This window comes from Hungatella sp. SL.1.14 (assembly GCF_024460495.1).
Classification (GTDB): Bacteria; Bacillota; Clostridia; order Lachnospirales; family Lachnospiraceae; genus Hungatella; species Hungatella hathewayi.
Genome location: NZ_JANFYJ010000005.1, coordinates 13,339 through 29,883, shown reverse-complemented (window position 1 = coordinate 29,883; position 16,545 = coordinate 13,339). Strand labels below are relative to the sequence as shown.

16 protein-coding genes are annotated in these 16,545 nt (G+C 48.7%); 14 read left to right on the top strand and 2 right to left on the bottom strand.

What is annotated here, in order from left to right; translation table 11 throughout:
* Positions 1-3: 3 nt before the first annotated feature.
* The 9 genes from NE473_RS06985 (at position 4) to NE473_RS06945 (ending at position 7,635) form a co-directional block, all read left to right on the top strand.
* Complete coding sequence (locus NE473_RS06985) at positions 4-936, top strand: ABC transporter permease (protein WP_006777334.1); 933 nt, start codon at positions 4-6, stop codon at positions 934-936.
* Positions 937-957: 21 nt separating this feature from the next.
* The gene (locus tag NE473_RS06980) at positions 958-1,689 is read left to right on the top strand and encodes a nucleoside phosphorylase (protein ID WP_039893873.1); all 732 of its coding nucleotides are present in this window, start codon (positions 958-960) and stop codon (positions 1,687-1,689) included.
* A gap of 13 nt (positions 1,690-1,702) precedes the next feature.
* Positions 1,703-2,782, top strand: a complete 1,080-nt coding sequence (locus tag NE473_RS06975) for a Gfo/Idh/MocA family protein (RefSeq protein WP_055651161.1) — start codon at positions 1,703-1,705, stop codon at positions 2,780-2,782.
* Entirely contained in the window at positions 2,779-3,261 is a 483-nt protein-coding gene (locus NE473_RS06970) for a cupin domain-containing protein (RefSeq protein WP_055651160.1), read from the top strand. The genes NE473_RS06975 and NE473_RS06970 overlap by 4 nt, the downstream gene beginning before the upstream one ends.
* Before the next feature lie 9 nt (positions 3,262-3,270).
* Positions 3,271-3,894, top strand: coding sequence for a YczE/YyaS/YitT family protein (locus NE473_RS06965; RefSeq protein ID WP_055651159.1), 624 nt, complete (start codon positions 3,271-3,273; stop codon positions 3,892-3,894).
* Between the two features lie 2 nt (positions 3,895-3,896).
* Entirely contained in the window at positions 3,897-4,580 is a 684-nt protein-coding gene (locus NE473_RS06960) for a class II aldolase/adducin family protein (RefSeq protein WP_039891922.1), read from the top strand.
* A gap of 164 nt (positions 4,581-4,744) precedes the next feature.
* Entirely contained in the window at positions 4,745-5,191 is a 447-nt protein-coding gene (locus tag NE473_RS06955; RefSeq protein WP_006774435.1) for a MarR family winged helix-turn-helix transcriptional regulator, read from the top strand.
* Positions 5,192-6,571, top strand: a complete 1,380-nt coding sequence (locus tag NE473_RS06950) for an MATE family efflux transporter (protein WP_006774434.1) — start codon at positions 5,192-5,194, stop codon at positions 6,569-6,571.
* On the top strand, positions 6,571-7,635 hold the full coding sequence (locus tag NE473_RS06945) for a 1-aminocyclopropane-1-carboxylate deaminase/D-cysteine desulfhydrase (RefSeq protein WP_081034956.1): 1,065 nt from the start codon (positions 6,571-6,573) through the stop codon (positions 7,633-7,635). Before NE473_RS06950 ends, NE473_RS06945 begins: the two co-directional genes overlap by 1 nt.
* A 54-nt stretch (positions 7,636-7,689) precedes the next feature.
* Here NE473_RS06945 and ymfI read toward each other — a convergent pair whose 3' ends face one another.
* Positions 7,690-8,421, bottom strand: a complete 732-nt coding sequence (gene ymfI, locus NE473_RS06940; RefSeq protein WP_055651158.1) for an elongation factor P 5-aminopentanone reductase — start codon at positions 8,419-8,421, stop codon at positions 7,690-7,692.
* Between the two features lie 268 nt (positions 8,422-8,689).
* On the opposite strand from ymfI, the gene trxB reads away from it, so the two are divergent.
* Positions 8,690-9,610, top strand: coding sequence for a thioredoxin-disulfide reductase (gene trxB / locus NE473_RS06935; RefSeq protein WP_055651157.1), 921 nt, complete (start codon positions 8,690-8,692; stop codon positions 9,608-9,610).
* Positions 9,611-9,695: 85 nt separating this feature from the next.
* Here trxB and hpf read toward each other — a convergent pair whose 3' ends face one another.
* Positions 9,696-10,223, bottom strand: a complete 528-nt coding sequence (gene hpf / locus NE473_RS06930; protein WP_002601527.1) for a ribosome hibernation-promoting factor, HPF/YfiA family — start codon at positions 10,221-10,223, stop codon at positions 9,696-9,698.
* Between the two features lie 653 nt (positions 10,224-10,876).
* On the opposite strand from hpf, the gene secA reads away from it, so the two are divergent.
* The 4 genes from secA (at position 10,877) to NE473_RS06910 (ending at position 16,480) form a co-directional block, all read left to right on the top strand.
* Positions 10,877-13,447, top strand: coding sequence for a preprotein translocase subunit SecA (gene secA, locus NE473_RS06925; RefSeq protein ID WP_006774428.1), 2,571 nt, complete (start codon positions 10,877-10,879; stop codon positions 13,445-13,447).
* Positions 13,448-13,550: 103 nt separating this feature from the next.
* Positions 13,551-14,688 (top strand): peptide chain release factor 2 gene (prfB, locus tag NE473_RS06920; RefSeq protein WP_138314537.1). Its coding sequence is split into 2 segments (ribosomal slippage): positions 13,551-13,625 and positions 13,627-14,688, totalling 1,137 coding nucleotides; the frame shifts between segments, so codons are not numbered across the junction.
* Positions 14,689-14,816: 128 nt separating this feature from the next.
* Positions 14,817-15,260, top strand: a complete 444-nt coding sequence (locus NE473_RS06915) for an ACT domain-containing protein (RefSeq protein WP_002601524.1) — start codon at positions 14,817-14,819, stop codon at positions 15,258-15,260.
* Positions 15,261-15,265: 5 nt separating this feature from the next.
* Positions 15,266-16,480: a homoserine dehydrogenase gene (locus NE473_RS06910; RefSeq protein WP_055651156.1), complete on the top strand. Its 1,215-nt coding sequence runs from the start codon at positions 15,266-15,268 to the stop codon at positions 16,478-16,480.
* The last annotated feature ends 65 nt before the right edge of the window (positions 16,481-16,545 follow it).

Genomic DNA, 16,545 nt, shown 5'->3' with positions numbered 1-16,545 from the left:
AAAATGAAGATATTGGAGATTGTTACATCGGTCAGCTTCCTGTTTTCGATTATCCGCATGACGACGCCGATTCTGTATGCTTCCATGTCATATCTGGTGGCGGATTTAGCAGGTGTTACGAACATCGGGATCGAGGGAATGATGCTGACCTGCGCCCTGATTGGTGTTGTGGCCAGTGCAGCGTTTGGAGGGAATGCGTTCCTTGGCTTTACGGCAGCCGTTCTTGTCGGTGCATTGCTGGGAATCTTGATGTGCTTTATTGTTACAAAGCTTAAGACGGATCCGACCATCACGGGTATTGCTTATAACCTGACGGCTGCCGGAGGTACGGTGTTTCTTCTGTACCTGGCAGTAGGGGAAAAAGGAATTTCTTCATCCTTAAAAAGCGGTGTGCTTCCTCAGGTGAATATTCCGTGGATCAAGGACATTCCAGTCCTGGGAACCGTGATATCCGGGCATAATGTACTGACGTATGCGGCCCTCCTGCTGATCGCCATACTTACCATATTCCTGTACAAGACATCACTGGGGCTTCACATCAGAAGCTGTGGAGAAAATCCGGAAGCGCTGGAGTCTGTAGGCGTACATGTGCTGCAGGTAAAATATATTGCGCTGGCAATCAGCGGAATGCTGGCCGCTATGGGAGGCGCCTATATGTCCATGGGCTACGTATCGTATTTCGTAAAAGACATGACGGCAGGAAGAGGATTTATTGCGATTGCCGCCGCCTCGCTGGGAGGTAATAAACCGGTGCCGACACTGCTTGTCTGTCTGCTGTTTGGAGTTGCAGATGCCTTTGCGGTAAATCCGGGAACGCAGAACATGGGGATTCCGACGGAATTAGTCAGTACCATTCCATATATTGTAACAGTAATTGTACTGGTCATTTATTCTTACAAGAAGATGGTGGATAAGAGAAGGGCGGCAGCGGCCTGATAAGAAAGGAAAATGAAAAAAATGGAAAAGATTGTACCAATAATAGACATTCCCTATAACAAGATTGCAGCAAGAGTAATCGCCTGCGGCGACCCTGCACGGGCAGAAAAAATATCAAAACGGCTGGATCATGTAGAAGTAGTGGCAAAGAGCCGGGAATACTGGACATTTAATGGAACCTACAAGGGCGTTCCCGTGACGGTATCTTCCCACGGCGTAGGCGGAAACGGGGCCTCTGTAAGCTTTGAAGGATTGATTCTGGGAGGAGCAAAAGTCATTATCCGTGTTGGAACCTGTGGGACCCTGCAAAAAGATATGCCTCAGGGTGCGCTGATTATCGCCACAGCTGCGTGCCGGGATGATGGAATTACGCCACAGTTCATTCCGATTTCCTATCCTGCAGTTGCGTCTATGGATGTAGTAGCGGCCATGCAGGAAGCGGCAAAAGAAATTAATCCTGATGCGAGAACAGGGATTATCACTACATCGGGTCTGTTTTATACGGGTCTGATGCCTACCAATAACCGTCTGTTTTCGGAAGCAGGAGTTCTGGCGATGGAAAATGAAGCGTCCGTTCTCTTCGTTATTGCTTCGGTGAGAGGGATAAAAGCCGGCTGTATTGTGGCGGCAGATGGTCCGTGTTTTGAATTTGTAGGATCTGAGGAGTTTGATCATTATCCGGAGAAGATGGCGAAGGCTGTGGAAGATGAGATTATGATCGCGCTGGAAAGCATTATTAAGGTGGAAGTGTAAGGAGGCGGAAAATATGAAGACAGGTATCTGGGGAGCCGGCAATATTGCGCATACTCATGCGGAGGCGCTGAAGGCCAGCGGGATTAAAATCGGAGCAATTGTAGATGTCAGTGAGGAAAAGGCAAAGGCATTTGCCGAAGAATTTTCTATTGAGAAATGGGGAACTGATTCTTCGATTCTTCTGGACGATGAGATTACAACCGTCCATGTATGTACACCGCCTAATCTCCATTATGATATGGTAATGAAGCTTTTGGATCATAAGAAAAATGTGCTGTGTGAAAAGCCTCTGTGCTTTGATGACAGCCAGGCGGAAGAACTGGCCAGACGCGCGAAAGAGTGTGGAGTAGTATGTGCCATTAATTTTAATGTCAGATTCCATATGGCGTGTCAGAAGGCGAGAAAACTGGTGGAATCGGAAGAATTTGGCCGCGTCAATATGATACACGGAAACTATTTACAGGAGTTTAACGCGTTTCCGGCGCCTGTTGACTGGCGCTACAATCCTGTTCTGGCAGGCCGGATGCGCGCGGTGACAGAGATTGGAACACACTGGTTTGACATAGCCCAGTATATTTCCGGCCGGAAGGTGAAAGCTCTTTCCGCCAACTTTGGACGTTTTTATCCAAAGAGGTATGTGGAAGACCGTACGATGTATCCTGATTCTGGCGATGGGAAACGGAAGGAAACGATAGAAGTCTGCTCTGAGGATGCGGCAGCTATTAATTTGAAATTTGACAATGGGGCAATCGGAACGGTGCTCTTATCAGAAGTGTCTCAGGGGAGAATTAACCGGATCACACTGGAAGTGACAGGGGAAAAGAAAAATCTGTGGTGGAATTCAGAGGATAACAATATTTTAAACACCGCATCCAAAGGAAGCGGTGTAAACTCGGAGATATTTGGGTTTGGCAATGGTTTTATGGATACATTCCGGAATCTTGTGGATAGTTTTTATGAAGATGTAAAGCGTGGTTGTGTGTCGGAAGCACCGGTTTATCCTACCTTTTTCGATGGCAGAGACATCGTGAAACTCTGTAATGCAATGCTTGAAAGTGCGGATTCGGAGGGAAAGTGGGTTGTGGTTGAATGATAGAATCCATAATTAATGAACTGAAGCTTGTACCGCTGGCTGGGGAAGGAGGCATGTACCGGTATCTCTATGCCGGCGAAAAGGATTCTGCGGGAAGAGAGTCTTACAGTTCCATCTATTATCTTTTGACGGAACGCTCTTTTTCCCATATGCACAGACTGAAAACGGATGAAATCTACCATTACTATATGGGAGATGGCCTGGAACTTCTTCTCCTGTATCCGGATGGAACTGCAGAAATAAAAGTTTTGGGAACACGTCTGTCTGAAGGGGAAGTCCCGCAGCTTCGTGTTCCGGCAGGTGTCTGGCAGGGATCGGTTGTGGCTCATGGAGGCAAATACTGTCTGGTGGGAACAACGATGGCTCCGGCATATTTGCCGGAAGACTACGAACACGGTGATGCAGAAACACTGTGTGCCGGATATCCGGATGCTGAAGCCGCTGTAAAAAGGCGCTGCGGCGAAGCGGTTGCGCGATGAGGAAATAATATGATTAAAAAATGGAAAGAAATTCTGATGGTCATCGCTGGTTCTATGATGATGGGAGCCAGCATTGATCTATTCGTCCAGGCAGACTTTGGGCTGGATCCACTGTCGCTGTTTCAGGCGGGACTGGGACGTGTGCTGCACCTTTCTTTGGGGACGACATCTCAGGTCCTGATGATCTCCATCATTATCCTTCTGTTCTTTATCGACAGAAAACGGATTGGAATAGGCTCAATCTTAAACAGCGTGCTTGTAGGAACATTTATCAAATGGTTTTCTCCGATGATCTGCACCGGAGGCGGAGCTGCTACAGAGCGTCTCCTGTGCCTTCTGGCAGGGCTGATTCTCATGGGGGTGGGAATCGGGACATACGTAGCTGCAGGTCTTGGCGAAGCGGGAATGGATGCCATGATGATGTATTTATCCGGAAAGCTGAAAAAGAATGTGAATGTGACAAGAATCTCCATCGATATTCTGCTTTCCATCACGGGCTTTCTTCTGGGAGGAAAACTGGGGGGCGCTACTGTCGTATCTATGGTGGTAAACGGTTATATGATTCAGTTTACCATTGAACTGATCGGGCGAATCAGGAAGAACAGGGCTGTAATAGAAGTGGGAGGGCAGTGATTATGCGATATATGACAGAAAAGGAAGCCAGGAGAGTGCTGACGGACCTGGGAAGGCGGTCTTATGAGCGTGCGTACGTTGCAGCCAATGACGGTAATATCAGCTGCAGAATTTCAGAGGATACTATTTTGATTACTCCATCAGGCGTGTCAAAAGGATACATGACGGACGATATGATGGTGAAGGCTGCGTTAGACGGCAGCGTGCTGTCTGAGGGAAAGCCTTCCTCAGAGATGAAGATGCACTTGAGAATCTATCGGGAGGATCCGGAGATTTGCGGTGTCACACATCTTCATCCTCCATTTGCCACCGCATTTTCTGCGGCTGGAATCCCTTTAAACAGAGCGATCCTGACGGAGGCCGTGATGGCAGTAGGGGTTGTGCCTGTCGCACCTTACGCTCTTCCGGGAACGGAAGAGGTTCCGGAATCCATCGCTCCGTTTATTCATGATTACAACAGCGTCCTGTTGGCGAATCACGGTGCGCTGAGCTGGGGAAAAGATGTATATCAGTCCTTTTATTTTATGGAATCAGTGGAACAGTGTGCCAGGATTCAGTTGTATCTGAATATGCTGGGAAGCAGCGCCACGCTCCATGAGGAGCAGGTGGAACGGCTTCTTGAAATGCGGAAGGTCTGGAACATTGACAGAGGCGGAATTCCGGTCACGGGGAAAATGTTAATTTAAAAGGAATAAAATAAAACAGCAGGAAGACTCCGTTTTCCCGACAAACGGCCGTATTATGGGCCCCGTCGGGAGGACGGGGTCTTTTTCCTTGACAGGAGAGTCTTTCTTGTATATAATTCAAAAGTGAACAGTTCAAAAATGAACAATTTTAGAAAGGTAAAATCATGGAACAGAAAGATGAGGGCTACTTTGCTTACTATGCAAAGATAGACAAGGTATATAGAAAATTGTGTGCCCTGGAAGTTGCGGAATACTGTTTTACTCCCAACGAGATCGTGGTGCTGATGTTTCTGGCCAACAATCCCGGTTATGACAGTGCGTCGGATATCGCCCATTTCCGCAACATTTCCAAGGGGCTGGTGGCAAAATCCGTAGAGACACTGTGCGAAAGGGGCTATTTAAGAGCGGGAAAGGACTTAAAGGACAGGAGACTCATCCATCTGTCCCTGACGGATAAGAGCGATGACATTGTGGCAAGACTCAGAAAATGCCGTCAGGAATTTGCAGGAAAGCTGTATGCCGGCGTGCCTCAGGAGGATATGGAGGCCATGGCGCGCACGACGAAGGTGATCAATGAAAATCTCGACAATATCTTGAAAGGAATGAAATAAATGGAACCAAATAAGGGAAAAGAGAATGAACTGGGTACCGAGAGTGTAGGGAAGCTGCTTTTCCGGCTGTCTATGCCCGCCATCGCGGCACAGGTGATCAATGTGATGTACAACATGGTTGACCGCATGTATATCGGTCATATTCCTGGAGTCGGGGCGGCCGCGCTGACAGGGGTCGGCGTTACGATGCCGGTCATCATGGCGATCACTGCATTTGCCTATTTTATCAGCATGGGAGGCGCGCCGCGTTCCTCCATCATGCTGGGCAGAAACGAGAAGGACAAGGCGGAAAAGATCCTTGGAAACTGTACGACGATGCTGGTGGTGCTTGCCCTGATTCTCACTGCGGTATTTCTGGTGTTCGGGCGTTCGATTCTGCTGTTGTTCGGAGCCAGTGAAAATACGATCGGATATGCCTGGGATTACATGAAGATCTATGCTCTGGGTACCATCTTTGTGCAGCTGGCACTGGGACTGAATGCGTTTATTACCGCTCAGGGCTACGCCAAAACCAGTATGTATACGGTGCTGATCGGCGCTGTCTGCAATATCATCCTGGATCCCATCTTTATATTCGGCCTGAATATGGGCGTGAAGGGAGCCGCGCTGGCAACCATTCTGTCTCAGGCAGTCTCCTCTGTCTGGGTGCTGCGTTTCCTCACCTCGGAGAAGAGCTCGCTGCGAATTAAAAGAAAGGGATTAAAACTGGAGGCAGGCGTTATTCTTCCCTGCATGGCATTGGGTACCTCCCCGTTTATCATGGCATTTACGGAAAGTATTCTGTCTGTCTGCTTCAATTCTTCCCTGCTTCGCTATGGCGGAGACGTGGCGGTAGGCGCCATGACGATATTGAGCAGCGTCATGCAGTTTTCCATGCTTCCGCTGCAGGGACTGACCCAGGGCTCCCAGCCCATCGTCAGCTTTAACTACGGGGCGGGGAATGCGGAACGAGTAAAAAAGACTTTTAAAATCCTGTTTCTCTGCTGTATCGGTTATTCCACGCTGCTGTGGGCGCTCTCCATGTTCTGCCCTCAGATTTTCATCATGATTTTTACCAGCGATGCTGCGCTGACGGAATATACACACTGGGCGATTCGGATTTACATGGCGGCTTCCCTGATGTTTGGCGCCCAGGTGGCGTGCCAGCAGACCTTTATCGCTCTGGGAAATGCCAAAGTATCCGTATTTCTGGCACTGCTGCGCAAGGTGTTTTTGCTGATTCCGCTGATTTTCATTCTTCCGCGCTTTGTCGAGAATCAGACCATGGGTGTGTTCTTAGCTGAACCTGTGGCAGATTTCTGCGCAGTTTGTGTTACAGTCACCATGTTCAGCGTATCTTTTAAAAAGATACTTGCCAGAATGGAAGGAGGAAAAAAATAATGAGTATGTCAGTTAAAGAGGCGGAGAAACTATTTGAAAAGCTTCCAAAGGCAGAGCTGGGATTCTTTCCGACACCGTTTTACCGGCTGGACCGCCTTTCGATGGAACTGGGAGTGAATCTTTATATAAAACGCGATGATTTCACCGGTATGAATCTGTTTGGCGGAAATAAGGTGCGTAAGCTTCAGTATCTGATGGGGGATGCCATGAGCTGCGGCTGTGAATACGTCTTTACCTTTGGGGCGACCCAGTCGAACCACGCCATGCAGACGGCAGCCGCATGCCGGCGCTGTGGCTTAAAGCCGGTGCTGTATCTGGTTGCCATTGTGAAGCCGGACGAGGACGATTTAAGGGCCAATCTGCTTCTGGACCGCATCCTGGATGCGGAGGTCCATATCGTGGAGATTCTGGAGGGAGAGACGGAGGAGGAAGCGGAAGAACGCGCAGTTATTCTTGCGAGGGAACACATGGCCCGTCTGAATAAAGAAGCAGGCCGGTGTATCTGCTATGAGGTCCCTATGGGCGGAGCCAGTCCGGTGGGGTCCGTGGGATTCATCGAGGGCTATGTGGAGCTGGAGAAACAGCTGTCCGCTATGGGCCTCCGGGCTGATTACGTCTTCCATGCCACCGGAACCGGCGGAACCATGGCGGGGCTGGCCGCGGGACGAAATCTGGTCGGTTCCGGGACTGAGATTATCTCCATCAATGTCAGCGCGAAAGATCCGGAGTATCCAAACCGGACGGCCGCACTGGCCAATGAGAGCTTAAAGCTGATTGGAGCCGGAATCACGGTGGAAGCGGAGCGGGATATCCATACTGATTTAAATTATTATCTGCCCGGCTATGAGATCCCCAACGAGGCGGCATCCGAAGCGATTAAGCTACTGGCGGTGAAGGAAGGGCTTCTTACTGATCCGGTCTATACGGGAAAGGCCTTTGCCGGCATGCTGGATTACATCAGGACCGGAAAGGTTCCGGCCGGAAGCAGTGTGGTGTTCTGGCATACGGGCGGGGCTACCGCGTTATTTGCGGAGAAGGAGATACTTGGAGACTTGTTTGAGTAAAAAAAGGAGTACTGCGCACATGATATGCCGCAGTACTCCTTTTGCCATTCACTTCTAAATCCATCCTCCATCCAGTCCAATGATCTGCCCGGTCAGATAGGAGTTCTTATATCCCAGGTGGTAGACCAGATCGGCGACCTCCTCTGCCTGCCCAAGGCGTCCGGCGGGAATCTCTTCGATCAGGGCGATGAGTTCGTCCTCCTCCAGGAAAAGGTTCATCTCCGTATCGATGGCGCCGCACGCAACCGCGTTTACCTGGACGTTGCTGGGAGCCAGTTCCTTGGCCAGCGCCTTGGTAAATGCATTGATTCCGCCCTTCGTCGCCGAGTATGCGACTTCACAGGAAGCGCCGGAGACGCCCCATACGGAGGAAATGTTGATGATCTTCCCCTGCTTCTTCTCCACCATACCGGGAACGGCCAGTTTGCAGCAGTTGAAGACCGAGGTTAAATTGGTCCGTATGATCCGGTCCCAGGATTCCGTGCTCATGTCCTGTAAGAGGCCGATATAGGAAATCCCCGCGTTGTTTACCAGGACGTCAAGCGTTCCAAACTGCTTCCGGATCTGGTCGAACAGAATCCGGCACTGTTCCATGTCGCCCATATCGCCCATGTAGGCGAGGCAGGAAATCTGATACGTTTCCAGCTCTTTTTTTGTCTGCAGGAGCCTCTCCTCGCTGTGAAGGCAGTTGATTACCACATTATATCCTTTTTTTGCAAATTTTACCGCAATGGCTTTTCCGATTCCTCTGGAAGCGCCCGTAACCAGCACTGTTTTTTTTGCCATGAATCTCACCCTTTCTTTTCATCCTGGTAAGCCGGATCGATCCCGTCTTCCGTCACTTCTATTTTACCAAAGGTAATTTTTTAATTCAATAGGATTCGGTTATCAACTCCGGTGACTTTGTCACAAAAGAAAGCATTGCATACTTGGAAGAGAGTGCGATATAATGAGACTATGAATTATTTCATGACAAATAAAATATTCCAGGCGGCCGGAATCGGGTGATTGCGTGCCGCGGAGGAAGAAATGATACAGGAAGGATGGAAATCAGATGGAAAAGATTTACGATGTGGTAATTATCGGTTCAGGTCCGGCAGGACTTACGGCGGCAATCTATGCCAAACGTGCGGAACTGGAGACCGTTGTCATTGAAAAGGAGATCGCCAGCGGCGGTCAGGTGCTCAACACGTATGAGGTAGATAACTATCCGGGACTTCCGGGAATCAACGGATACGATCTGGGAATGAAGTTCCGGGAACACGCGGATAAGCTGGGAGCAGAGTTCGTGACCGACGATGTGGTGCGCGTGGAGAAGGCAGACGGCCTCTTTACCGTAACCTGCGAAGAGGAGAGCTATACGGCGAAGACTGTCATTATATCGACCGGCGCCAGCCACAGGAAGCTGGCAGTGCCGGGTGAGGAGGAACTGACCGGTATGGGCGTGTCCTACTGCGCTACCTGCGACGGGGTATTTTTCCGCAACCGCGTGACTGCTGTGACAGGAGGTGGGGATGTGGCCATCGAGGATGCGATCTTCCTTTCCAGAATGTGCAAAAAGGTGTATCTGATTCACCGCAGAGACGAACTGCGCGGTGCCAGGACTCTGCAGACCCAGCTGTTTTCCCTGGATAACGTGGAAGTTCTGTGGGATACGGTTGTGGAGAAGATTAACGGCAAAGACCAGGTGGAGTCTGTCACGCTTAAGAATGTCAAGACCGAGGAATCTAAGGAACTTCCGGTAGACGGTGTGTTCATTGCGGTGGGAATCAATCCCCAGAGCAGTGCGTTCGACGGCCTTGTGGAGATGGATCACGGATACATTCAGGCGGGAGAGGACTGTGAGACATCTGTTCCCGGTATTTTCGCGGCAGGAGATGTGAGAACGAAACAGTTAAGGCAGGTATCCACAGCTGTGGCGGATGGAGCGAACGCCATCACCAGCGTGGAGCGTTACCTTACCGCTAATTTTTAAATAACAGAAAAGGCCGCCGCACCGGTGATGGTTCGATCACTGGTGCGGCGGCCTTTTCTGTTTCCTGCTTTTATCTTATCTTCGATCAGAACTCCGGCTCAATCAGTCCGTATGTTCCGCCTTTTCTCTTATAAACCACGTTTACCTCTTCTGTATCTGCATTTAAGAATACGTAGAAGTTGTGTCCGAGAAGCTCCATCTGTACGCAGGCTTCCTCTGGATCCATGGGTTTCACTGCAAATTTTTTGGATTTAACAATCTGGATTTCTTCTTCTGCGGAAGCGTCTTCCTGTAAGAAGGCTTCTGAGAAGGAAGGTGCGGATTGTTTCTTATCAATCAGCTTGTTCTTATATTTTTTTAACTGACGTTCCAGGATCTCTTCTACGAGATCGATGGAAACGTACATATCACTGCTTGATTCTTCTGCTCTGATTATATGTCCTTTCACCGGAATTGTTACTTCAATTTTCTGAATATCTTTCTGTACGCTGAGTCTTACTACAGCTTCTGTCGCGGGTGCGAAGAAACGGTCCAGTTTACCTAGCTTGTCCTCAACTGCTTCGCGCAGCCCCTGTGTTACCTCAATATTTCTTCCTGTAATTGTAAAACGCATAAGTCTTCAGCTCCTTTTTCTTGAGATGTTATCAGTATACCATATTTATTTGAAAAATTCAATTATGTTACGAAAATATCAAGACAATTAATCTAAATTTTTTGTAAAATGTTTCTACTTATATATGCCCCAAATATTGAAAAACTATATATTGGGGTCTGAAAAAGTCAAGGGAAAAATTGTATTTTTTGTCGAAATAAGTAAGTTTATGACAAGTACACAAAAAGAAAAGGGGAAAATCATGTCTGGTGGAAAAAGGAGATTTCTGGCGAAAAGATGTGGATAATGTGGATAACTCGGTGTATAAGTAGTTTTTGCCTTAAATATTGGGTTTGTTGATGGGGATAAAAATGGGGGAAATGTGCACAGGAAAATGTGGATAATGTGGATAAGTGGAAAATCGAACAGATTTTTTGTGCAACTTGCCAGGTTTACCATAATGTACAAGGATTTTGTCGAATTGTGGTGTCCTCATGACGGGGGAAGGGCAGGAGCCAGGGAGGTCTCTGGGGCACCGGACAGGGAGCAGACTGTAACAGAACTATTAGCAGAATGTTAATTTTTTATGAATTCATTGAATTAAAAATGAGTTAGTGCTACAATATACAGGATTATACTGTGTTTATTTAGTAAGAAGAGTAGGAGAATGAATCATGAACCTCGTTCAAAAGGTATTTGGAACTCATAGTGAAAGAGAATTAAAGTTAATCAATCCGATTGTAGATAAGATAGAGGCACTCCGTCCGAAGATGATCGCACTGACGGATGAGGAACTGAGGGATAACACCAGACTTTTCAAAGAAAGGCTGGCGGCAGGTGAGACCCTTGATGATATTTTGCCGGAGGCATATGCAACGGTTCGAGAGGCGGCAAGACGAGTCCTGGATATGGAACACTTCCGAGTACAGTTAATCGGCGGCATCGTACTCCATCAGGGACGTATTGCCGAGATGAGAACAGGTGAAGGTAAGACTCTGGTATCGACCTGCCCGGCTTATTTAAACGCACTGGCCGGAAAAGGCGTGCAGATCGTTACGGTCAACGACTACCTGGCAAAGCGTGATGCGGAGTGGATGGGAAGAGTTCATGAATTCCTCGGACTGAAGGTCGGCGTAGTATTAAACTCCATGACCTCTGATGAGAGGCGTGAAGCATATAACTGTGATATTACCTATGTGACAAACAACGAGCTTGGATTTGACTACTTGAGAGATAACATGGCCATCTATAAAGAACAGATGGTATTAAGAGAACTTGATTACGCGATCATCGATGAGGTTGACTCCGTATTGATCGATGAGGCGAGAACACCGCTTATTATTTCCGGACAGAGCGGAAAGTCGACGAAGCTTTATGAGGTCTGCGATATTCTGGCCCGCCAGTTGGAGCGCGGCGAGGCATCCGGAGAATTCTCCAAGATGGCGGCCATCATGGGCGAGGAGATTGAAGAGACGGGAGATTTTATCGTCGATGAGAAGGACAAGGTTGTCAACTTAACCGAACAGGGTGTGGACAAGGTTGAACAATTCTTCCACATTGAGAACTTATCCGATCCGGAAAATCTGGAGATTCAGCATAACATCATTCTGGCTCTCCGTGCCAACTATCTGATGTTCCGTGATAAGGATTACGTGGTAAAGGATGATGAGGTTCTGATCGTTGATGAGTTTACAGGTCGTATTATGCCCGGCAGACGGTATTCCGACGGTCTGCATCAGGCCATCGAGGCGAAGGAGCATGTAAACGTCAGAAGAGAGAGCAAGACGCTTGCAACGATCACGTTCCAGAACTTCTTTAATAAGTATAAAAAGAAATCCGGTATGACCGGTACGGCTCTGACCGAGGAAAAGGAATTCCGTAATACCTACGGTATGGATGCCATCGAGATTCCGACCAATAAACCGATTGCCCGTATTGATATGGAGGATGCGGTTTATAAGACGAAAAAAGAAAAATTCAAAGCAGTCTGTGATGAGGTAGAAGAGGCACATAAGAAGGGACAGCCGGTTCTGGTCGGTACGATCACGATCGAGACCTCCGAGATGTTAAGCGGCATGTTAAAGCGCCGCGGTATTCCGCACAAAGTCCTGAATGCAAAGTATCATGAGCTGGAGGCCGAGATCGTAGCTGATGCGGGCGTTCACAAAGCAGTTACCATTGCGACCAACATGGCCGGCCGTGGTACGGATATCAAGCTGGATGACGAGGCTAAGGCTGCGGGCGGTTTAAAGATCATCGGTACCGAGCGCCATGAGTCGCGCCGTATTGACAATCAGCTGCGCGGACGTTCCGGACGTCAGGGAGACCCGGGTGTTTCCAGATTCTATATCTCCCTGGAAGACGATTTAATGAGACTCTTCGGTTCTGAGCGTCTGATGAACATGTTCACGGCGCTGGGCGTTCCGGAGGGCGAGCAGATTGAGCATAAGATGCTTTCCAACGCCATCGAAAAGGCTCAGATGAAGATAGAGACCAATAACTACGGCATTCGTGAGAACCTGCTTAAGTATGATGAGGTGATGAACGAACAGCGTGAGGTGATCTACGCAGAGCGCCGGAAAGTATTGGACGGCGATAACATGCGCGACGTAATCTTAAAGATGGTAACTGACATTGTAGAGAATGCGGTCGATTTATCCATTACTGACGAGCAGATGCCGGAGGAGTGGGATTTAGGTGAACTGAATACCCTTCTTCTTCCGATCGTTCCGATTAAGCCGGTGGTTCTTCCGGAAGACAAGAAGATTAAGAAGAACGAACTGAAGCACATGCTGAAAGAGGAAGCCATCAAGCTTTATGAGACGAAGGAAGCGGAATTCCCGGATGCGGAGCAGATCCGTGAGATCGAGCGTGTCATCTTATTAAAGGTCATCGACAACAAGTGGATGTCCCATATCGATGATATGGACCAGCTGCGCCAGGGCATCGGCCTGCAGGCCTACGGCCAGAGAGATCCTCTGGTAGAGTATAAGATGAGCGGTTATCAGATGTTCGATGAGATGACGGCAGCCATCCGCGAAGATACCGTCAGAATCTTAATGCATATCCGCGTGGAGCAGAAGGTGGAGAGAGAGCCTGCAGCCAAGGTTACAGGAACCAACAAGGACGACAGCGCTGCCAAGGCGCCGGTTAAGAGAAACGAAACCAAGATTTATCCAAACGATCCGTGTCCATGCGGTTCCGGCAAGAAGTATAAACAGTGCTGCGGCCGTAAGGTGGTATAGGCGTCTGTAGTAATTCTTTTGAATGAAGAGGGTTCAACCGACGAAAGGACACAGGTTGGACCCTTTTTATAAATAAATTTAATATAAGAAAGTGGGTGACACAGTGGTAGAGTTAGACCAGTACAAATATGAATTATCTACGTTTGAAAAACCATTAGTGGAAGTGAGGGATTCACTTTGACTTAGATAATAAGTTAAAGAGGATCGATGAGCTTGACAAATCCATGGAGGAACCGGGCTTCTGGGAAGATCCGGAAAAGTCCACGAAGATCGTTCAGCTGGCGAAGAACTTAAAAGACACCGTAAATGGCTATAAGGATCTGGAACAGCAGTATGAGGACATCGGCGTGATGATCGAGATGGGGAATGAAGAGAACGACCCGTCTGTGGTTCCTGAAGTGGAAGAGATGTTGAAGGAATTTAAAGATAAGCTGGAAGAGATGAGGATCAATACCCTTCTGTCCGGCGAATACGACAGCGATAACGCCATTTTGAGGCTGAATGCAGGCGCCGGCGGCACCGAGTCCTGTGACTGGTGCAGCATGCTTTACCGCATGTACTGCCGCTGGGCTGAGAAGAAGGGATATTCCGTGGAGGTACTGGATTATCTGGATGGTGAGGAGGCCGGAATCAAGTCGGTCACGATTCAGATCAACGGAGAGAATGCCTTTGGATATTTAAAGTCAGAGAAGGGCGTTCACAGGCTTGTCCGGATATCCCCGTTTAATGCGGCCGGCAAGCGCCAGACTTCTTTTGTGTCCTGCGATGTGATGCCGGATATTGAAGAGGATTTGGATGTGGACATCAATGAAGAGGATTTGAGGATCGATACGTACCGTTCCAGCGGCGCGGGCGGCCAGCATATCAACAAGACTTCATCCGCTATCCGTATCACTCATCTTCCGACCGGAATCGTGGTGCAGTGCCAGAATGAGCGGTCCCAGTTCCAGAATAAGGATAAGGCCATGCAGATGCTGAAGGCGAAGCTGTATATGTTAAAGCAGCAGGAGAATGCGGAGAAGCTGTCCGACATCCGCGGAGACGTGACGGAGATCGGCTGGGGCAACCAGATTCGTTCCTACGTCCTGCAGCCTTATACCATGGTAAAGGATCACCGGACCAATGCCGAGACCGGCAACGTGAATAGTGTGCTGGACGGTGCTCTGGATCTCTTTATCTACGCCTACTTACGCTGGATCAGCACAGGGGCGAAAGCGAATGACAGTACAGGACCAGAGTAAATCCGGAAAACAGGCATTTCTAAAATTTTTATAAAAAATAGTTGCATACCCTGCATAAATATGATAATATCTTCCCTATGAGCACAGATGTATTTCTATTGCGGACACAGAAGGGAAGATATTTTTTTATGGAAGAAAAGAGCAAATATTTCGTGGTGAAGCAGAAGGCCGTGCCGGAAGTATTACTGAAGGTGGTCGAGGCAAAGAAGCTTTTGGAATCAGAGCGGGTCATTACCGTTCAGGAGGCGACTGACCGTGTGGGAATCAGCCGCAGTTCTTTTTATAAGTATAAGGACGATATCTTTCCGTTCTATGATAACGCGAAGGGAAAGACCATCACACTCGTGATGCAGATGGACGATGAGCCAGGATTATTATCCGATTTACTGCATATTGTGGCAGTGTACCATGCCAATATCCTGACGATCCATCAGAGTATTCCGGTAAACGGGGTGGCTACGCTGACCTTAAGCGTGGAAGTCCTGGAAAGCACGGGCAATGTATCCAGGATGGTAGAGGACATGGAAGAGAAACACGGGGTTCACTACGTAAAAATATTAGCCAGGGAGTGATAATTATGATTCATGTTGCAGTTATGGGTTACGGCACAATCGGTTCCGGTGTGGTAGAGATCTTGGAAAAAAACCGCGAAACCATCGCTAAGAGAACGGGCGAACCCGTCGATGTAAAATATGTACTTGATTTAAGGGAGTTTCCGGGAACACCGGTAGAGCATAAGATTGTTCATGATTTTGCAGTCATTGAGAATGATCCTGAGGTAACCATGGTAATCGAGACCATGGGCGGTTTAAATCCGGCATACCCCTTCGTAAAGGCCTGTCTGGAGGCAGGGAAGCATGTGGCTACCTCCAATAAAGCGCTGGTTGCAGCGTATGGCACGGAACTCTTAAGAATTGCCGGGGAAAAAAATGTCAACTTCTTCTTCGAAGCCAGTGTGGGCGGCGGCATTCCGATTATCCGTCCGCTGTATACTTCTCTTGCGGGAGAGGAGATTGAAGAGATTACCGGTATTTTAAACGGTACGACAAACTATATTTTAACAAAGATGGATAAAGAGGGAGAGACTTTTGAATCCGCTTTAAAGGAGGCCCAGGACTTAGGCTATGCGGAGAGGAATCCGGAAGCCGATGTGGAAGGCCACGACACCTGCAGAAAGATCGCGATTCTCACCGCCATGGCGACCGGCCATGAGGTTCATTATGAAGATATTCACACAGAGGGCATTACCTCCATTACAGATGTGGATTTCAAGTATGCGGAGAAGCTGGGAACTTCTGTGAAGCTGTTTGGCTCCAGCCGCATGAAGGCTGGTGAGATACACGCCTGGGTAGCTCCGGTGATGATCGGCAAAGAGCACCCGCTCTATTCTGTGAGTGATGTCTTCAACGGAATTTTAGTAAAGGGCAATATGCTTGGGACGTCCATGTTCTATGGCAGCGGCGCGGGAATGCTTCCGACGGCCAGTGCGGTGATTGCCGATATTATAGAGGCTGTTCAGAACAGAGACCGCCATGTGGAAATGGGCTGGGATGACAGCCGGCTTGGTATTGCCCCCATAGAGACCTCCTCCTGCCGTTTCTTTATCCGGATCAAGGGAATTGCCGAGACGAGACTGGCGGAAGTTCAGAAGGTATTCGGCGATGTTTCAGTCATTGAACTGGATCATATGGACGAATTCGCTGTGCTGACAGACGTCATGACGGAAGCGGAGTATGAGAAGAAGGCGAAGGAGCTGTCCGGAATCAGACAGCGGATCAGAGCGGAAGTGTAAAGTTTGTTGCTGCTCACTCCGTGAACGGTCGTGAATCGTAATTACAGTTTTCAGAAAGGACCGCA